Here is a 16,178-nt window from a genome sequence, read left to right on the forward strand (position 1 = left end):
AGATGGCCAAGCGGATCGACGTCAAAGACCTCAATATCTTCTACGCGAAATTCCACGCGGTCGCCGATGTGGACCTGACCGTGCTGCCGCGCAGTGTCACCGCCTTCATCGGCCCGTCGGGTTGCGGTAAGTCCACCGTGCTTCGCTCGCTCAACCGCATGCACGAGGTGACCCCGAACGCCCGGGTCGAGGGCGCGGTGCTGCTGGACGGCGAGGACATCTACGGCTCGCAGGTCGACCCGGTCGGCGTGCGCCGCACCATCGGCATGGTGTTCCAGCGCCCGAACCCGTTCCCCACCATGTCGATTCGCGACAACGTGGTGGCCGGGCTGAAGCTGCAGGGCGTGCGCAGCAAGAAGGAACTCGACGAGGTCGCCGAGCGCTCGCTGCGCGGTGCCAACCTCTGGAACGAGGTGAAGGACCGCCTGGACAAGCCCGGTGGTGGCCTCTCCGGCGGTCAGCAGCAGCGGCTGTGCATCGCCCGCGCGATCGCGGTGTCGCCCGACGTGCTGCTGATGGACGAGCCCTGTTCGGCCCTGGACCCGATCTCCACGCTGGCGATCGAGGACCTGATCACCGAGCTGAAGAAGGAATTCACCATCGTCATCGTCACCCACAACATGCAGCAGGCTGCCCGCGTGAGTGACCAGACCGGCTTCTTCAACCTGGAGGCTCAGGGCAAGCCGGGTCGGCTGATCGAGATCGACGACACCGAGAAGATCTTCTCCAACCCCGGCCAGAAGGCGACGGAAGACTACATCTCCGGCCGCTTCGGGTAATCCGAGATCGGTTGGTACGAACGAACAATGGCCCGCGCGGTGCGCGGGCCATTGTCGTGCGCGCGGGGAACTCGTTGCGGGCCCGTGCCCTTCGAGCTGAGCTACGGCTCGGCCAGCTCGGGTTCCGCTGTTTGGATCACGTAATTGTTCGGGCGGTGCTCGCGGTCGGACTCTCTGCCACGGGTCGGCGATGGCAGGCCGAAGAGGCTGCTGGCAGGTGTTGTCGCAGTGGGGTTTCCGGTGTAGGTGGCCGCGGGCGAGGCGGGGCGCTGCTCCGTCGATGATTGGGTGTTGGTGTCGGCCGGTGGCGCTGGTTTGGTAGGAGCGTCGGCCGGTGGCTGCCCGGCGGGGGCGTCGGCCGGTGGCGCTTGGGGCTTTTCGGCAGTGGCCGGATCGGTGGCGCCTGGAGCGTTCGTCGCTGGGGCGTCGGCAGGTGTGTTGTCGATCGCGTGATCGACGCTGGTGACTATCTTGTCCGCAGCGCCTGCGAGCTTGTCGGCCGCGTCTGCGGCGGAGTCGAACAGGCCCTTGCCCGCGTCGCCCGCGGCCTTGACGATGTCGTCCAAGTCGTCGTCGAGTTTGCCGATCGAGTCGAGCAAGGTGGGCACGCTACCGGTGATGGAGCCGACCGCGGTGATCAGATCGACGACATTTTGCGGTGTCCAGGAGTTCGGATCGCTGGCGGAACCCGTCCCCGGCGAAACGGTGGTGGTGGCCGGATCGGGGGTGACCTTCGCCGGGTCCTCGGTGTCCTTGGCAGGATCTTGGGTGTCCTTGGCCGGGTCCTTGGTGACTTTGGCCGGGTCCTGCGTGACCTTGGCCGTGTCCTGCGTGACCTTGGACGGATCTTGGGTGACCTTGGACTGTTCCGAGGTGTCTGCGGCAATGTTCTTCGGGGTGCCCGCCGGTTGCGTCTGCGGGTTCTCCTTGGATTTATCGTCGGTCGACGCGGGAACCGTGGCCGGCTGTTCCGCGCTGATCTCCTGCGCGGTGAGCGTGGACTTCGGCGAGCCGGTGACCGCATCGATCGGATCGCCGGTGCCGAGCTGCGCGCTCTGTGTCTGCACCGCGGTGTTCGCCTGCTCGATGGCGGTGGTGATACCGGCCTGGGTGCCGACCATCTCGTTGAGTGCGGTGGTGATCGCCGTCTGATGCGTGTGCAGGTCGTCGCCCGAGCTGTCACCTGACGCGGTGACCTGCCAATCTTCTGACACCTGGAATCCGGCCGCCGTGGCCTCGGTGACCTTGTCCAGCAACGATTGCCGGTATCCGGTGAGCGTGTTCCCGCCGTTGATCAGCGCATTGGCGAGTTCTGTCGTCTCCTGCGCCATCTTGTTCGCGATGTCGCGATCACCGGCGATCCGGTCGTAGGCCGCGTAATAGGCGTCGCCGCTCCAGTGCGATCCCGCTTCTCTGATCTGGGTGACCGTCTGATCGATCAGTGCGCCGAAATCGGTGTTGCGGGCCTTGATTTCCTCGCCGGCCTCATTGAGTTTCCAAGGCTGCCATTGGTTTTGCACCTGGCTGAGCGTCGGGGTCGCGTCGCCGCTCTTCATTGCCCGCCGCCCAGCTTCTGCAGGCTGCTCTGGAAGTCGGTGTCGGTCACCTCGTAGTTGGTGGCACCGCCCTTGGCGATAGTGGATATCGCCTTGCAGCGCTGCGCCATTCGCAGCCACCCGGCTTCGATGTTCGCCCCGGCGGTGGCGCAGGCGTCGGTCACGGTGGAGCCGGGCAGCGCGGTGCTCAACGCATCCGTCTTCGTGCGCACCTTCAGCACGTCGATCTCGCCGCCGATCTTGTCCATCGATGCGGCCAACGCGCGCAGCTCTGCTGGATCGACCTTCATGTCCGCCCCCTCTGTGCCGCAACTCCCACAACGGCATCCTCGCAGCGAGTCATCCAACGCTCAGCTACGCGGCTAATCTTTCATTCCCCGCGGGCGAGACGTCAAGTCCCGCAACGGGAAACTGCCTGCCATCTTATTGGACCGCAGGCAGCTGCCGACTATGACTCGACGTCGGGGTCCGGCGGCAACACGCCGGTGACCAGGAAGATGACGCGGCGGCCGATCTCGACGGCGTGGTCGGCGAAGCGCTCGTAGTAGCGGCCGAGCAGGGTGACGTCGACGGCGGCGGCGACGCCGTACTTCCAGTCGCGGTCCATCAGCAGCGTGAACAGGTGACGGTGCAGGTCGTCCATCGCCTCGTCGTCCTCGTTGAGCTGCGCGGCACGCTCCGGGTCGCGCGTCTCGAGCACCTCTTTGGCACCGGCGCCCATGTTGACCGCGATGCGGCCCATCTCGGCGAAGTAGCCGTTGACCGCCTCGGGCAGCGCGTGATTGGGGTGGCGCCGCCGGGCCACCTTGGCCACGTGCAGCGCGAGCGCGCCCATCCGGTTGACGTCGGCCACGATCTGGATCGCGCTCACCACCTGCCGCAGGTCACCCGCGACCGGCGCCTGCAGCGCGAGCAGCGCGAACGCCCGCTCCTCGGCATCCTGGATCAGCTCGGCGATTCGGTCGGACTCGGTGATCACCTGCTCTGCCAGAGCGAGGTCGGCCTGGAGCAGTGACTGGGTGGCCCGGTCCATCGCCGAACCCGCCAGACCGGCCATCTCGCCCAAGAGGTGGGCGAGATCGGCCATTTGCTCGTTGTAGATGACACGCATAAAACCAGACATTAGTTCCCGGCGCTGACCATGTCACGAACGGAGGGTGAATGACCGGTGCCGACCGTTAGCGACGGTGTTGCCGCAGGTCGTGTGCTCGCTTACTTGCAGGTCTCGTCGGCCGCGTTGACGTGCTCCAGGTCGGACGGCAACGTGACCGGCGTCGCAGGCGCCATCGCGGGCATGTTCGAGATGGGATCGCCGACCGGTGTCGGCGCCTTCACGGTGCCGGTGAAATCGCCGCCGATGACCACCTCGACGATGCCGCCGAGATCGTTCGCCGACTCCATCAGCGCGCCGGGGATCGCGCTGGCCACCGTGGCGGCGGCGGCCTCCTGCCCGGCCCCGTAGCGAACCTTCGAGGTGACCTCGCTGCCGCCGGAGTAGTTGCCGATATTGAAGATCCCGAAGCCCTGGTTGCCGAGCTTGGTCGCCGCCCGCTGCGCCAGACCCGAAGTGCCGGAACCATTGGAGACCAGCAGCGACACCGTGCTCGGATCGACCGCGGTCAGCTTCGGCGGGGTGGGCGGCGCCGACGGGATGGAGCCGGGGGCCGGGGTGATCTTCTTCTCGCCGGGCAGCGGCTGGTCGTCGCGGATCGCCTTGAAGATCGCCTTGATGTCCTGCTCGCGCGGGATCTCGTTGCCGTAGGAGGTGGTGCCCGCGGTCGGAATGGTCAGGAAGGTGACGGTGCCCGCGTCCAGCTTCTGCAGCGAACGGCCGAGCGTGAGCAGGTCCTGGGGCGTGACCCGGTCGACCGAGGTGTGGGTGGTGAACGCATTGATGAAGCCGTTCAGCTTGCCGGGATCGAAGAGCACCCGGCCGGAGAGCGCGCCGCGCAACAGCGAGGCCATGAAGCGTTGCTGGCGGTTGATCCGGTCGTAGTCGCTGCGCTCCTCGCCGTAGACGTGCCTGGCGCGCACATAGTTCAGTGCGGTCGCGCCGTTGACCTTCTGCTTGCCCGGGTTCTCCAGCACGGTGCCGAGGATCTCGTCGTTGATCGGTTTCGGCGCGCACACCTCGACGCCGCCGATCTGATCGACCATGGCCTCGAAGCCCGCGAAGTCGACCGCGATGAAGTGATTGATCGCGCTACCTGTCATCCGCTGAATCGTGGTGAACAGGCACTTCGGGCCGCCGAGCGCGTAGACGGCGTTGAGCTTGTCGCCGATTGCGGACGGGAAGGACTCGCTGGTGTACTGGGCCTTGTCGTTGTCCCAGCCGTTGCACTGCGGCCTGGTGACGTCGAGGTCGCGCGGGAACGAGACGACCACGACGCGCGAACGGTTCTTCGGGATGTTCACCAGCATCACGGTGTCCGCGCGGGAACCCTCGGCGTCGTCGAGCGTGCCCGCGCCGACCTGACTGTTCACCCCTGCCCGGGTGTCGGTGCCGACGAGCAGATAGTTCTCGTCACCCAGCTGAGCGTCGGAGTCGACGACGTCGTCGTTGTTGTCGACGATCGCCGAGATCTGGGTGAAGTTGTTGCCGGTGGTCCGCAGGTAGCTCCAGCCGCCGCCGGTGGTGAGCAGGCAGAGCACCGCGAACATCGTCAGTGCGCTGCGGCCTGCCAGCCGCAGCCGCTTGTTGCGGCGCTGCTTGCTGGCGGCCAGCCGAGACAGCGGCGCGGCGCCGACGGACTTGGGTTGTGCGGCACCGGTTTCGTCGTTGGCAGGCCACTCGGTCTTCTTGCGCTTGGCGCGGGTGGTCTCCTCGAGCGGCGGCAGGATGTCGGTGACCTCTTCGGCCGTTTCCTTCGCCCGGGCAGGCGCGGCGGCTTTCCTGCTGTCCTCGGCCGGGCCGCGCCGGGCGGGGGTCCGGGCGGCGGGCGTGCCCGCGATGTCCTGGACGACCGGTGAACCGGCCGTGCGCGGTGGCGGGCCGTCGGCGGTGCGCCGGGGGGTCGGCTCGGTTGGGCGGGCCGGTGCTTGGCGCCGTGCGGCCGGATCGCCTTGGCGGCGGGCCGCCGGGTCCGGTTGGCGCGGCGCGTCACCTTGGCGGCGGGCGGCAGGGTCCGGTTGGCGCGGTGGGTCGCCCTGGCGGCGCGGCGGTTCCGCCTGGCGTCGCTGGGTCGGTTCGGCGGGGTGTGGTTCCGGTCCCGGTTGACGCGCGCCTCGATTGGGCGTGGCGCCGGTCTCGGGGGGCGCCGCGGCCCGGCGGCCACGGCGGCCGGAGCGCTCGTTGTCGACCTTCTGGACCAGGTCCTGCACGGTCAGCGGTGCGTTGCCCGCGTCGGCATCGGTGTGGCGGGATCGCCGGGACGACCGAGAATCGTCTCGATCGGTGTTGTCCTCCGTGGGATAGCGCTCCCACGGGGCGCGATCTCCGGGCCGAGGCGAACGCCCGTGCCGATCGTCACCCACCAACGAACCTCGCTTTTCGTCTACGTCGCCGCCTCGGGCCGTACTCGACCGGCATGACCAATTCCGCAATGATAACGATTCCGCCACGGCGAGCCACCTGAGTGCGAAATCGAATTGGCCACAGTCTGGTTTGGATACCCGATTCGCGATCGCTGCGCTCGGGTATCAGGAGTCCGTGATCGCCCGGTTTTCAGCCGCCGCTGTGCATTACGTCCGCGCCGTGCGGGACGGAGGGGTCCTGCGGGTCGTCCAGCCAGCCGTGCGGCAGCGCGACTTTGCCTGGGGAGCCTTGTCTTCCGCGCGGACCCTCGGCGTCCCTGGGGAACGGAGCCGTCGGATCAAGCTGTCCGACAAGGTCTTCCAGCTCGGTGAGTCTGGACACCATGGCGAACGAACGCCGCAGGTCGGCGCCGACCGGGAAGCCCATCAGGTACCAGGCCATGTGCTTGCGTAGGTCGCGCATGGCCTTGTCCTCGCCGAGGAGGTCGGACAGCAGCGCGGCGTGCCGGTACAGCACCTCGCCGACCCGGCCGAGGTTCGGCGGCTCGGGCAGCTCCTCGCCGCGCAGCGCCGCCTGGAGTTCGGCGAACAGCCACGGGCGGCCGAGGCAGCCGCGGCCGACCACGACGCCGTCGCAGCCGGTTTCGGCCATCATCCGGACCGCGTCGGCGGCCGAGAAGATATCGCCGTTGCCGAGCACCGGAATCGTGCTGACGGCTTCCTTGAGCCGCGCGATGGCCGACCAGTCGGCCTGCCCGGAGTAGCGCTGCGCGGCGGTCCTGGCGTGCAGCGCAACCGCTTGCGCGCCTTCGGCTTCCGCGATGCGGCCGGCGTCGAGATGAGTCTGGTGTTCGTCGTCGATGCCGATCCGGAACTTCACCGTGATCGGGACGCCCGCCGGTTCGGCGGCGCGCACCATCGCGCGCACGATCTGGCTGAACAGCGCCCGCTTGTACGGCAGCGCGGCACCGCCGCCGAGCCGGGTGACCTTGGGCACCGGGCAGCCGAAGTTCATGTCGATGTGATCGGCCCAGCCCTCGCCGACGATGATCCGCACCGCCTCGCCGAGGGTGGCCGGGTCGACGCCGTAGAGCTGCATCGATCGCGGCGACTCGTCCGCGTCGAACGCCATCATCTCGAGCGTCTTCTCGTTGCGCTCGACCACCGCCCGCGCGGTGATCATCTCGCAGACATAGATAGAGGTAGGGCTACCGAACTCGCGGCACAGCTTGCGGAACGCCAGATTCGTGATGCCCGCCATCGGCGCGAGCACCACCGCCGGATCGACCGGATACGGCCCGATCCGCAGCGCACTCTTCGCCCCGGTAGTCATCGTCACGCCGTCCAGTGTCTCATTTCCGCACGTAAGGGGCCTGTGCGGGCCCAGAACGGCCGGTGGACGCAGCGACGGCCGCCGCGTGGAACAGGCGCGACGGCCGTCGGCGGGTGCCGGATGTGCCTTATCTCACTGGGCGATGTCCGGCAGTCGGTCCGCCAGATCGGTGAGCTGCCACGGGCCGTCGGTTTCGATGGTCTGGGTGGCGGTCCAGCCGTTGAGTGCGGAGATCGCGCCGCCCTGGACCGCGAAGACCTTGCCGGTGATGGGGCACTTCTCCTGGGCCAGGTAGGCGACGATGGGGGAGATGTTTTCGGGGGCGAAGGCGTCGAACTCGCCTTCGGGGACCTCCTCGGCGAACATCGCGCCCATGCCGGGGGTGGCCAGGGTGAGGCGGGTGCGGGCGACGGGGGCGATGGCGTTGGCGCGCACGCCGTATCGCTCGAGCTCGAGGGCGGCGACCTGGGTGAGGGCGGCGATGCCTGCCTTGGCCGCGCCGTAGTTGGCTTGGCCGGGATTGGGCATGAAGGTGCCGGAGGCGGAGGCGGTGTTGATCACCGAGGCGGCGACCTGCTGGCCGGCCTTCGACTGGGCCTTCCAGTACGCGGCGGCGTGGTGCAGGACCGCGAAGTGGCCCTTGAGGTGTACCGCGATCACCGCGTCCCACTGTGCCTCGTCCATCGCGGCGATGAACGCGTCGCGCAGGATGCCCGCGTTGTTGACCAGGATGTCCAGCCCGCCGAAGGCGGTGATCGCCTGCTCGACAAGGGTTTTCGCGCCCGACCAGTCGGCGATGTTCGCGGTGTCGGCCACCGCGCGCCCGCCGGCCGCGACGATCTCGTCGACCACCCGCTGGGCGGGTCCGGCGTCGGCGCCGACCCCCTCGTTGTTGCCGCCGAGGTCGTTGACCACGACGGCGGCTCCTTCGGCGGCGAGCAGCAGCGCGTGTGCCCGGCCGATGCCGCGGCCTGCGCCGGTGACAATGGCGACGCGTCCGTCCAGCGAACCCATGGTGTTCCTTTCGATTGCGGAGTGCTTGAAGCGCGTGCGAGCGCGGATGCTTGGAGCGCTTGCGAGTCGCGAATGCGCGAGGCCGCGCGGTCAGGCGAGCAGACCGGCGAGGTTGACGAGGGAGGCTTCGAGTTCCTTGGTGGACGCGCGTTCGATCGCGCCGCCGATCGCGCCGACCATCATCTGACTGATGAACTCCGCGTCGATGGTGACCAGAGAAGCGTTGTCGCCCTTGGCTTCCACCGTGAGCGTGAAGCTGATCTTCGCGCCGGCCAGGCCGACGCCGGAGAACTTCGTCGAGTTCGGGGCGGCGTAGTCGTCCACGGTGAAGGTGATCGTGTTCGCCATCCCCATGATGGTGAGCACCTCGGTCATGGTGGCCCCGGCGGACAGCTGCGCGGGCGGCAGCTCCTTCCACTTGGTGTGCACGGTCAGCCACTCCTCGAAGCGGTTCGGGTCGGACAGCACCGCCCACACCTTCTCCTGCGCGGCGGCAAACTCCTTGGAAACCTTGGCCTGTGCCATGGCGGTTCTCCTCTACTTCGGTAAAGCGATTGGCGTACTGCCGAATTCAGCGGTTCGCGGGTCGATAAGCGGTCACGATGGCCGCACCGCCGAGGCCGATGTTGTGGGCGAGCGCGACTTTCGCGTCGCCGACCTGGCGAGCGTCGGCCTCACCGCGGAGCTGCCAGGTCAGCTCGGCGCACTGGGCCAGGCCGGTGGCGCCGAGCGGATGTCCCTTGGAGATCAGGCCGCCGGACGGGTTGACCACCCAGCGCCCGCCGTAGGTGGTGTCCTCGGCGTCGATCAGCTTGTGTCCCTCGCCGACACCGCACAGGCCGAGCGCCTCGTAGGTGAGCAGCTCGTTGGGGGAGAAGCAGTCGTGCAGCTCGATCACGTCGAGATCGTCGGGGCCGATATCGGCCTGCGCGTACACCTTTCGCGCCGCGGCGGCGGTCATGTCGACGCCGACCAGCGAGCGCGCCGTCTTGTCGGCGAAGGTGGATTCGAGGTCGGTCACCATGGCCTGGCCGACGATCTCCACAGCCCGCTCGCCCAAGTCGTGCTCGTCGACGAAGCGCTCGCCGGCCAGCACCGCTGCGCCCGAACCGTCGGAGGTGGGCGAGCATTGCAGCCGGGTCAGCCCGAGCGGCTCGTACACCAATTTGGCGCTGGTGATCTCGTCGAGGGTGTACACATCCTGGAACTGCGCGTACGGGTTGTTCGCCGAGTGCCGGTGGTTCTTCTCCGCGATCTTGGCGAAATGCGTACGGGTGGAGCCGTATTGCTCCATGTGCTCGACCCCGGCCGCGCCGAACATCCAGGGCGCCACCGGCATTGCGAACTCACGCAGCTGGGCCAGCGCCTCGATGTGGCGAAGCAGCGGCTGCTCCCGGTCGGTGTAGCCCGCCTCTAGCGAGCCGGACTGCATCTTCTCGAAGCCGAGCGCCAGTGCGCAGTCGGCCAGCCCGCCGCGAATCGCCCTGGCCGCCAGGTACAGCGCCGTGGACCCGGTGGAGCAGTTGTTGTTCACGTTGACCACAGGGAGCCCGGTCAGCCCGAGCTCGTAGATGGCACGCTGCCCGCTGGTCGAATCGCCGTAGACGTAGCCGACATACCCCTCCTGCACCTGGTCGTAGCGGATGCCCGCGTCGGCCAGCGCCTTGCTGCCGGACTCTCGCGCCATCGCCGGGTAGTCCCAGCCTTCGCGGCGGCCCGGCTTCTCGAACTTCGTCATGCCGACACCGATGACAAAAACCCTGTTACTCATAGTGTTTCCTTGCCGATTGCGGGCTCGAACTCCGCGAGCCCGTCCTGGATGACGAATTGGTCGCTGTCGGACCAGGTTTCGAAGGCGTAGCGATCGCGCCCGTCCTGGCGGCCGGTCGCCCACGCCGCGGTGGTGATGGTCTGCGCCGGGAACGCGGGCGAACTCAACCGCACGGCAAGCCTTTTCAGCCGGGTCGGGTCGTCCGGGCTGATCCGGGTGATCAGCGCGTGCGAGATGAACGCGATGGTGCACAGGCCGTGGATGATGATGCCGGGCAGCCCCATCGCCTTGGCGAACTCGTCGACCAGGTGGATCGGCATCGGATCGCCCGCGGGTTTGGCATAGCGGAAGGTCTGGTCCGCGTCGAAGGTCTGCGGCGCGAGGAAGTCCGGTTCGCGGGCTCGCAGGTTCTCGTCGAACGAGTGCGCCGGACTGGGTTCGCCGCGGACGCCGTCGAACTGGCCACCGCGGAAGAAGCCGACGAAGTACTGCTCGTTGACGAGGTCGCCGGTATCGACGCTGTAGGTCTCGATGTGCGAGGTGACGACCACCCCCGACGATTTGCCCTCGATCCCGATGGGCCTGGCGCGTACTGCCAGGGTCTCGCCCGGTTCGATCGGCCGGTGGAACCGGAAGTCGTGCTCGCCGTGCAGGATCCGCAGCATCAGATCGTCGGGCACCACCGACATCGCCGCATCGGCCATCATCACCGTGATCGGCACCACCGCGAAAACCGGTGGCGCGTATACCCCGGTGCGATGGTGCTCGAGCGGATCGTTCGTCGCGGCGGCGTAGGCGATGGTGCGCTCCCGATCCACCTCGAAGGTGTCGCGCGCACCCCAGTTGCCCAACCGGTCCAGGTTGAAGGTCGTCCCGTCCGTCACTGCTGCCTCACCGGTCGACGCGTCGCTGCTCATACCGCAACGCTAGGAATCGGCGGCCGCGGCCGGGATGACCGCGCGGCGCACGTTCGGTGACCGCCGCGCTCAGCGCATCCGGGCTGGTAGGTTCGCGTCGGTGAGGAGGTTGCGGTGACGGCAAGGACGGTGCCGATCGACTTCGTGCGCTCCGCCGTCGCCACCGCCCAGCGGCAAGGCGTCGACATCGAGCAGCTGCTCGCCAGCGTGGGGGTGGCGCCCGAATTGCTCGCCCAGGATCGGGCCCGGGTGACCGTCGATCAGGTGGCCGCGACCATGCGCCAACTGTGGCGGATCACCGACGACGAACTGTTCGGACTTGGTCCGGCGCCGGTGCCGCGCGGGTCGACCCGGCTGGTCGGCTTCGGCTTGGTCGCCTGCCGCGATCTGGGTTCGGCGATCGAACGGTTCGGCGAATACCAGCGACTACTGCCCGGCCTGCCGCCGATGGCGGTGACCACCGACGGCGAGCGCACCCGATACACGCTCGACACCAGCGTGCTCGCCGCGGGCGAGGAGCTGCTCACCGTCTTCCTGCTCGCGGCGGTGCACCGGATGATCTCCTGGGGCATCGGCCGCCGAGTTCCCTTGCGCCAGGTCGAGTTTCCGTATCCGCGGCCGGGCAATATCGCCGACTACGACCTTGTCTTCGGCGCCCCGCTCGTCTTCGACGCCGCCACCGCGGCCATCACCTTCGATAGCGAGCTACTGAGCGCGCCGCTCACCCGGTCCGAGGACGACCTCATCGACTGGGCCCGCAACGCGCCCGTCGACGTGCTGTCCCGGCGCGACTACGGCACGTCGCTCGCCGAACAGGTGCGCAAGATCCTCACCCGTGGCCTGCGGGGTGACTGGCCCACCGCCGACGAGGTGGCCAAGCGGCTCGCCATGAGCCCACAGACGGTGCGCCGCAAGCTCGGTGAGGAGGGCACCTCGATCACCCAGATCCGCGAGGACATCCTGCGCGACGCTGCGGTGGCCAGCCTGGTGCGCGGCGACGAGACGGTCGAGGCGCTCTCGGCCCGGCTCGGCTTCTCCGAACCGAGCGCGTTCCGGCGCGCGTTCCGCCGCTGGACCGGCAGCCCGCCAGGCTCCTACCGCGGTGCCCCGCCGGTCGCGGGCTGAATCTCCTTCGGGCGCTTACTGATCGCGCAGGCGCCGGTGATACTTCTCCCTGATCTCCGCATCGGGTTGCGCGTAAGCCGTTGTCGCCCCGGTGAATCGCGCGACAACCAGCTGCGCCCGATACGGCAGCAGTTGCGCGGTCTTGATGATCGCGGCCAGCCTGCGTGGCACGGTAACCATCGGCTTTCCCTTGACCACCGTCCGCACGATCGCCTGCGCGACATCCTCGGGATCCACCGTCGTCATCGGCTCGATCCAGCTCGGCATGTTCGCTCCGGCCGACAGCTCGGTACGCACGATGCCGGGCAACACCGCCGAGACCTGCACGCCGTGCTCCTTCATCTCCAGATGCAGCGCCGAGGTGAAGCCGACCACCGCGTGCTTGGTCGCGCAGTAGGTGGCCAGCCCTGGAAAGCCTTGCGTCCCAGCGAGGGACGCGATGTTGATCAGATGCCCGCTGCCGCGTGCCAGGAACCGCTTGGTGGCCAGCCGCGACCCGTGGATCACCCCGCGCAGGTTGATGTCGACGATCCGATCGGTCATCGCCTCGTCCTCGTCGGCGAACAGCCCGGTCGGCATGATGCCCGCGTTGTTGACGAGCACGTCCAGCGGCCCGAGCTCCTTTTCCAGCTGATCGAGGAACGCGGCGAACGACGCTCGGTCGGTGACGTTCAGCGGCAGGCCGATGATCGTGGCGGCCGGGTCCGCGCCGAGCTCCACCGCCGTCTTGGCGACCAGCTCCACATCGATGTCGCCGATCGCGACCGCGGCGCCCGCCCCGAGAAACGCCTCGGCGGTGGCCCGGCCGATGCCGCGGGCCCCGCCGGTGATCGCGACGACCTTGCCGGTGAGCGGGCCATCGCCGTTCGGTGCACTGGTCATGTTGTCGGCCTTCCTGATTCGTGATCCGATCGACTACGCACCGGTCGGCGGTCACCCGATCGACCGGTGCGGCGCGATATCCCCAGTGTCGGCGTTCGGGGACGGATAGTCGGCGAATTCGGCAATCACGAAGCGGCGGAGCGGGTCTGACGTGCTCAGAGCCCGCGCGCGATGATCTCCTTCATGATCTCGTTGGTGCCGCCGTAGATCTTCTGGATCCGCGAATCGGTGAAGATCCGCGCGATCGGATACTCGGCCATGTAGCCATAACCGCCGAACAGCTGCAGACAGCGGTCGGCCAGCACGTTCTGCTGCTCGGACAGCCACAGCTTGGCCTTGGCCGCCGTCGGGATGTCCAGATCGCCGGTGACGTGCTTCTCGACGCAGTCGTCGAGGAAGCTCCAGCCGACGGTGACCGCCGTATCGCATTCGGCCAGGGTGAATTTGGTGTTCTGGAACGCGAAAAGCGGCTTGCCGAAGGCGGATCGCTCCTTGGTGTAGGCCAGGGTCAGCTCGACCGTCTTCTCCATCGTCGCCATCGCGGTGACGGCGATGATCAGCCGCTCCTGCGCGAGCTGCTGCATCAGCTGGATGAAGCCCATGTTCTCGGCCTCGCCGATCAGGTTCGAGCGCGGCACCCTGACCTCGTCGAAGAACAGCTCGCAGGTGTCCTGCCCGTGCTGGCCGATCTTGTGCAGATTGCGCCCGCGCCGGAAGCCCTCCCTGGTCGTCTCGACCGCGACGAGCGAGAGCCCGCCCGCGCCGCCCTGCTCGTTGGTCTTGGCGACCACCAGCACCAGGTCGGCGAGAAAACCGTTGGAAATGAACGTCTTCGCGCCGTTGACCACGTACTCGTCGCCCTGCACGGTCGCGGTGGTGCGGATCGCCTGCAGGTCCGATCCGGTGCCAGGCTCGGTCATCGCGATCGCCGCGACGATCTCCCCGGAGGCCAGCTTGGGCAGCCAGGTCTTCTTCTGCTCGTCCGTGCCGTACCCGGCGATGTAGTGCGCGATGATCGTGCTGTGCACCGGCCCGCCGAAGCTGGGGGCCAGCGCGCGCACCTGCTCGATGGCGATCACCGCGTCGTGCCGGAAGTCGCCGCCCCCGCCGCCGAACTCCTCCGGGACGCTGGGGCATAGCAGGCCGAGCTCGCCCGCGCGCAACCAGACCTCGCGATCGATGTGCTGCTGCTGGCCCCACCGCTCCTCGTTCGGCGCGCACTCCTTGCCGAAGAAGTCGCGCGACAGTTCGGCCAGCGCGTCCATCTCCGCATCCATCCACCGTGAGCGGTGCCTTGCCATGTTCGCCCGTCCCTTCGCCCAGCCGACTCCGTCGTCGTGCCCCTCACCGTAGAAACGACCAGCTCCGGTGGGTAGGACCGAGCCGCCCGAATCCGATGACCGCAGCGCTCTCGCCTAGCCTCGAACCGACACCGGCACCATCGAAAGAGGTCGAATGGCAGAACGGATCGAAGACGCCGAAACGGGCACCGGCGACAACAGCACCGGCGCCGCGCCGGAGCCGAGCGACAGCACGGAATCGAAATCCCGGAAAGCGCCCGACGAGTCGACCGCCGAACGTCCGGGAACCGTATCGATCCGGGTATCCACGGTGCTGCACACCGCGGTGATCGCCGCGCTGGTACTGGCCGTCTGCGCGCTCGCCGGGTTTCTCTGGTCGGCCCGCAGCGATATCGCCGACCGAAACGCGCGGGCGGCCGACGAGCAGCAGGCCGAGCGGATATCGACCGATTACGCGGTCGGCGCCGCGACACTGAACTACCAGGACATCAATGGTTGGGTGAACCGGCTGAAGTCGAATACCACCCCGCAGTTGGCAAACAAGTACGACGCGGTGGGCACCAAGCTCGAACAGATTCTGGTTCCGTTGAAGTGGACCTCGACCGCGACACCGGTCAGCGCGAAGGTCGTTTCCGAACAGGGCGACATCTACAAGGTGAATGTGTTCGTGAACGTGAGCAGCACGACCGCGCAGAATCCGGATGGGATGCAGACCGTCGCGACCTACAACGTCACGCTGGACAAGAACGCCGACTGGAAGATCTCCGATGTCGGGGGAATCGACGGCGCACTTCCGGTGAAGTAAGCGGGCCTATTGCGGTAAGCGCAATGTTTGAAGGTTTATTGCGTCGAAGCGATCTTCGACGCAATAAACCTTCGAAAGTCAGTAATAGCTGAACTCGGTGTTAGCCGGACATACGCGAGCCGCCGCCCGGTAATCCGGGCGGCGGCTCGATGTCGATCGGGGTGCGAGCTCAGCTCGCGTTGCTGCTCGCCATCTGGCGTTCGGCCTTGGCGGCCTCGCGGGCGAGCATGCGGTCGCGCTGCTCTTCGAACTTCACGACGTCCTTGCCGAGCTTGTCCATGTAAGCGGCGAGCCGCTCGCGGCAGGCCTCGCCGCGGCCGGTGAAGTCCTCGCGCTCGAAGATGCTCCACTTCTTGAGCACCGGCTGGACCACCTCTTCCATGTGCTGGCGCAGGTCGTAGATGCCGTGCTTGGCCATCAGCACGCCGTTGCGGCGGAAGTTGGGCATACCGGCGCCGGGCATCTGGAAGTTCTCCAGGATCAGCGTGATGGCCTCGATCGCCTGGTCCGGGGACAGGTCGAGCGCGGCGGCGCACATGTTGCGGTAGAAGATCATGTGCAGGTTCTCGTCCGCGGCGACGCGCTGGAGCATGCGGTCGGCGATCGGGTCGTCACAGACCTTGCCGGTGTTGCGGTGGCTGACGCGGGTGGCCAGCTCCTGGAAGGTCACGTACGCGACGGAGTGCAGGAAACCGGCGTCGGCCTCGGTCGGCGACGCGAAACCGTTGGTCATGTGGATCATCCGCGCCTCTTCGAGGGCGACCGGGTCGACGCCGCGGGTGACCACCAGGTAGTCCCGCATCACGATGCCGTGCCGGTTTTCCTCGGCGGTCCAGCGACCGACCCAGGTGCCCCACGCGCCGTCCTGCGAGAAGTTCTCGGCGATCTCGCGGTGGTAGGAGGGGAGATTGTCCTCGGTAAGCAGGTTGGTGACCATGGCGGCTTTCGCGACCTCGCTCAGCCGGGACTGCTCAGGATCCCAGTCGATGCCCCCGAGTGCGGCGAAATTGCGGCCCTCATCCCACGGGACGTAGTCGTGCGGATGCCATTCCTTTGCCATAGAGAAGTGCCGGTTGACGTTTTCTGCGGCAACCGGCTCCAACTCCGTAAGAAGCTCGAGTTGAGTCAGATCCCTTGCCATGTATGAACCCTTCAGTCTGTGCGTCCGGTCGTGCAGGTCATCCCCCCAAGGTAGACCGATGCCGTGCGGCCATACCTTAC

15 protein-coding genes are annotated in these 16,178 nt (G+C 67.6%); 3 read left to right on the forward strand and 12 right to left on the reverse strand.

Annotation, left to right across the window (positions count from 1 at the left end):
- The first annotated feature begins 2 nt into the window (after positions 1-2).
- On the forward strand, positions 3-779 hold the full coding sequence (gene pstB / locus ACIBK2_RS08070; RefSeq protein ID WP_379282160.1) for a phosphate ABC transporter ATP-binding protein PstB: 777 nt from the start codon (positions 3-5) through the stop codon (positions 777-779).
- A 101-nt stretch (positions 780-880) separates the two neighbouring features.
- Here pstB and ACIBK2_RS08075 read toward each other — a convergent pair whose 3' ends face one another.
- The 9 genes from ACIBK2_RS08075 to ACIBK2_RS08115 form a co-directional block, all read right to left on the reverse strand.
- Positions 881-2,335 carry a hypothetical protein gene (locus tag ACIBK2_RS08075; protein ID WP_396964922.1) on the reverse strand — a complete coding sequence of 485 codons (1,455 nt, stop codon included), beginning with the start codon at positions 2,333-2,335 and terminating at the stop codon, positions 881-883.
- Positions 2,332-2,625: a hypothetical protein gene (locus ACIBK2_RS08080; protein ID WP_396964924.1), complete on the reverse strand. Its 294-nt coding sequence runs from the start codon at positions 2,623-2,625 to the stop codon at positions 2,332-2,334. Before ACIBK2_RS08080 ends, ACIBK2_RS08075 begins: the two co-directional genes overlap by 4 nt.
- A gap of 158 nt (positions 2,626-2,783) precedes the next feature.
- Positions 2,784-3,446, reverse strand: a complete 663-nt coding sequence (gene phoU, locus ACIBK2_RS08085; protein WP_379282161.1) for a phosphate signaling complex protein PhoU — start codon at positions 3,444-3,446, stop codon at positions 2,784-2,786.
- Between the two features lie 101 nt (positions 3,447-3,547).
- Positions 3,548-5,809 carry an LCP family protein gene (locus ACIBK2_RS08090; protein ID WP_396964927.1) on the reverse strand — a complete coding sequence of 754 codons (2,262 nt, stop codon included), beginning with the start codon at positions 5,807-5,809 and terminating at the stop codon, positions 3,548-3,550.
- A 190-nt stretch (positions 5,810-5,999) separates the two neighbouring features.
- Complete coding sequence (dusB, locus tag ACIBK2_RS08095) at positions 6,000-7,142, reverse strand: tRNA dihydrouridine synthase DusB (protein WP_396965872.1); 1,143 nt, start codon at positions 7,140-7,142, stop codon at positions 6,000-6,002.
- A gap of 132 nt (positions 7,143-7,274) precedes the next feature.
- The gene (locus ACIBK2_RS08100; RefSeq protein ID WP_396964929.1) at positions 7,275-8,156 is read right to left on the reverse strand and encodes an SDR family oxidoreductase; all 882 of its coding nucleotides are present in this window, start codon (positions 8,154-8,156) and stop codon (positions 7,275-7,277) included.
- A gap of 90 nt (positions 8,157-8,246) precedes the next feature.
- A complete protein-coding gene (locus ACIBK2_RS08105) occupies positions 8,247-8,681 on the reverse strand; it encodes an SRPBCC family protein (RefSeq protein ID WP_396964931.1) in 435 nt (144 codons plus the stop codon).
- Positions 8,682-8,727: 46 nt separating this feature from the next.
- Positions 8,728-9,927, reverse strand: coding sequence for a lipid-transfer protein (locus ACIBK2_RS08110; RefSeq protein WP_396964933.1), 1,200 nt, complete (start codon positions 9,925-9,927; stop codon positions 8,728-8,730).
- Complete coding sequence (locus tag ACIBK2_RS08115; protein WP_396964935.1) at positions 9,924-10,844, reverse strand: MaoC/PaaZ C-terminal domain-containing protein; 921 nt, start codon at positions 10,842-10,844, stop codon at positions 9,924-9,926. Before ACIBK2_RS08115 ends, ACIBK2_RS08110 begins: the two co-directional genes overlap by 4 nt.
- A 114-nt stretch (positions 10,845-10,958) precedes the next feature.
- On the opposite strand from ACIBK2_RS08115, the gene ACIBK2_RS08120 reads away from it, so the two are divergent.
- On the forward strand, positions 10,959-11,969 hold the full coding sequence (locus tag ACIBK2_RS08120) for an AraC family transcriptional regulator (protein WP_396964937.1): 1,011 nt from the start codon (positions 10,959-10,961) through the stop codon (positions 11,967-11,969).
- Between the two features lie 15 nt (positions 11,970-11,984).
- On the opposite strand, the gene ACIBK2_RS08125 is transcribed toward ACIBK2_RS08120, so the two are convergent.
- On the reverse strand, positions 11,985-12,851 hold the full coding sequence (locus ACIBK2_RS08125) for an SDR family oxidoreductase (protein ID WP_396964939.1): 867 nt from the start codon (positions 12,849-12,851) through the stop codon (positions 11,985-11,987).
- Positions 12,852-13,006: 155 nt separating this feature from the next.
- A complete protein-coding gene (locus tag ACIBK2_RS08130) occupies positions 13,007-14,152 on the reverse strand; it encodes an acyl-CoA dehydrogenase family protein (protein WP_396964941.1) in 1,146 nt (381 codons plus the stop codon).
- Between the two features lie 154 nt (positions 14,153-14,306).
- Here ACIBK2_RS08130 and ACIBK2_RS08135 point away from each other — a divergent pair, with 154 nt between their 5' ends.
- Positions 14,307-14,957, forward strand: a complete 651-nt coding sequence (locus ACIBK2_RS08135) for a hypothetical protein (RefSeq protein ID WP_396964943.1) — start codon at positions 14,307-14,309, stop codon at positions 14,955-14,957.
- Positions 14,958-15,126: 169 nt separating this feature from the next.
- Here the strand turns inward: ACIBK2_RS08135 and ACIBK2_RS08140 are convergent, their stop codons facing one another.
- On the reverse strand, positions 15,127-16,098 hold the full coding sequence (locus tag ACIBK2_RS08140) for an acyl-ACP desaturase (RefSeq protein ID WP_396964945.1): 972 nt from the start codon (positions 16,096-16,098) through the stop codon (positions 15,127-15,129).
- Between the last annotated feature and the right edge of the window lie 80 nt (positions 16,099-16,178).

Source organism: Nocardia sp. NPDC050175 (assembly GCF_044459885.1).
GTDB lineage: Bacteria > Actinomycetota > Actinomycetes > Mycobacteriales > Mycobacteriaceae > Nocardia.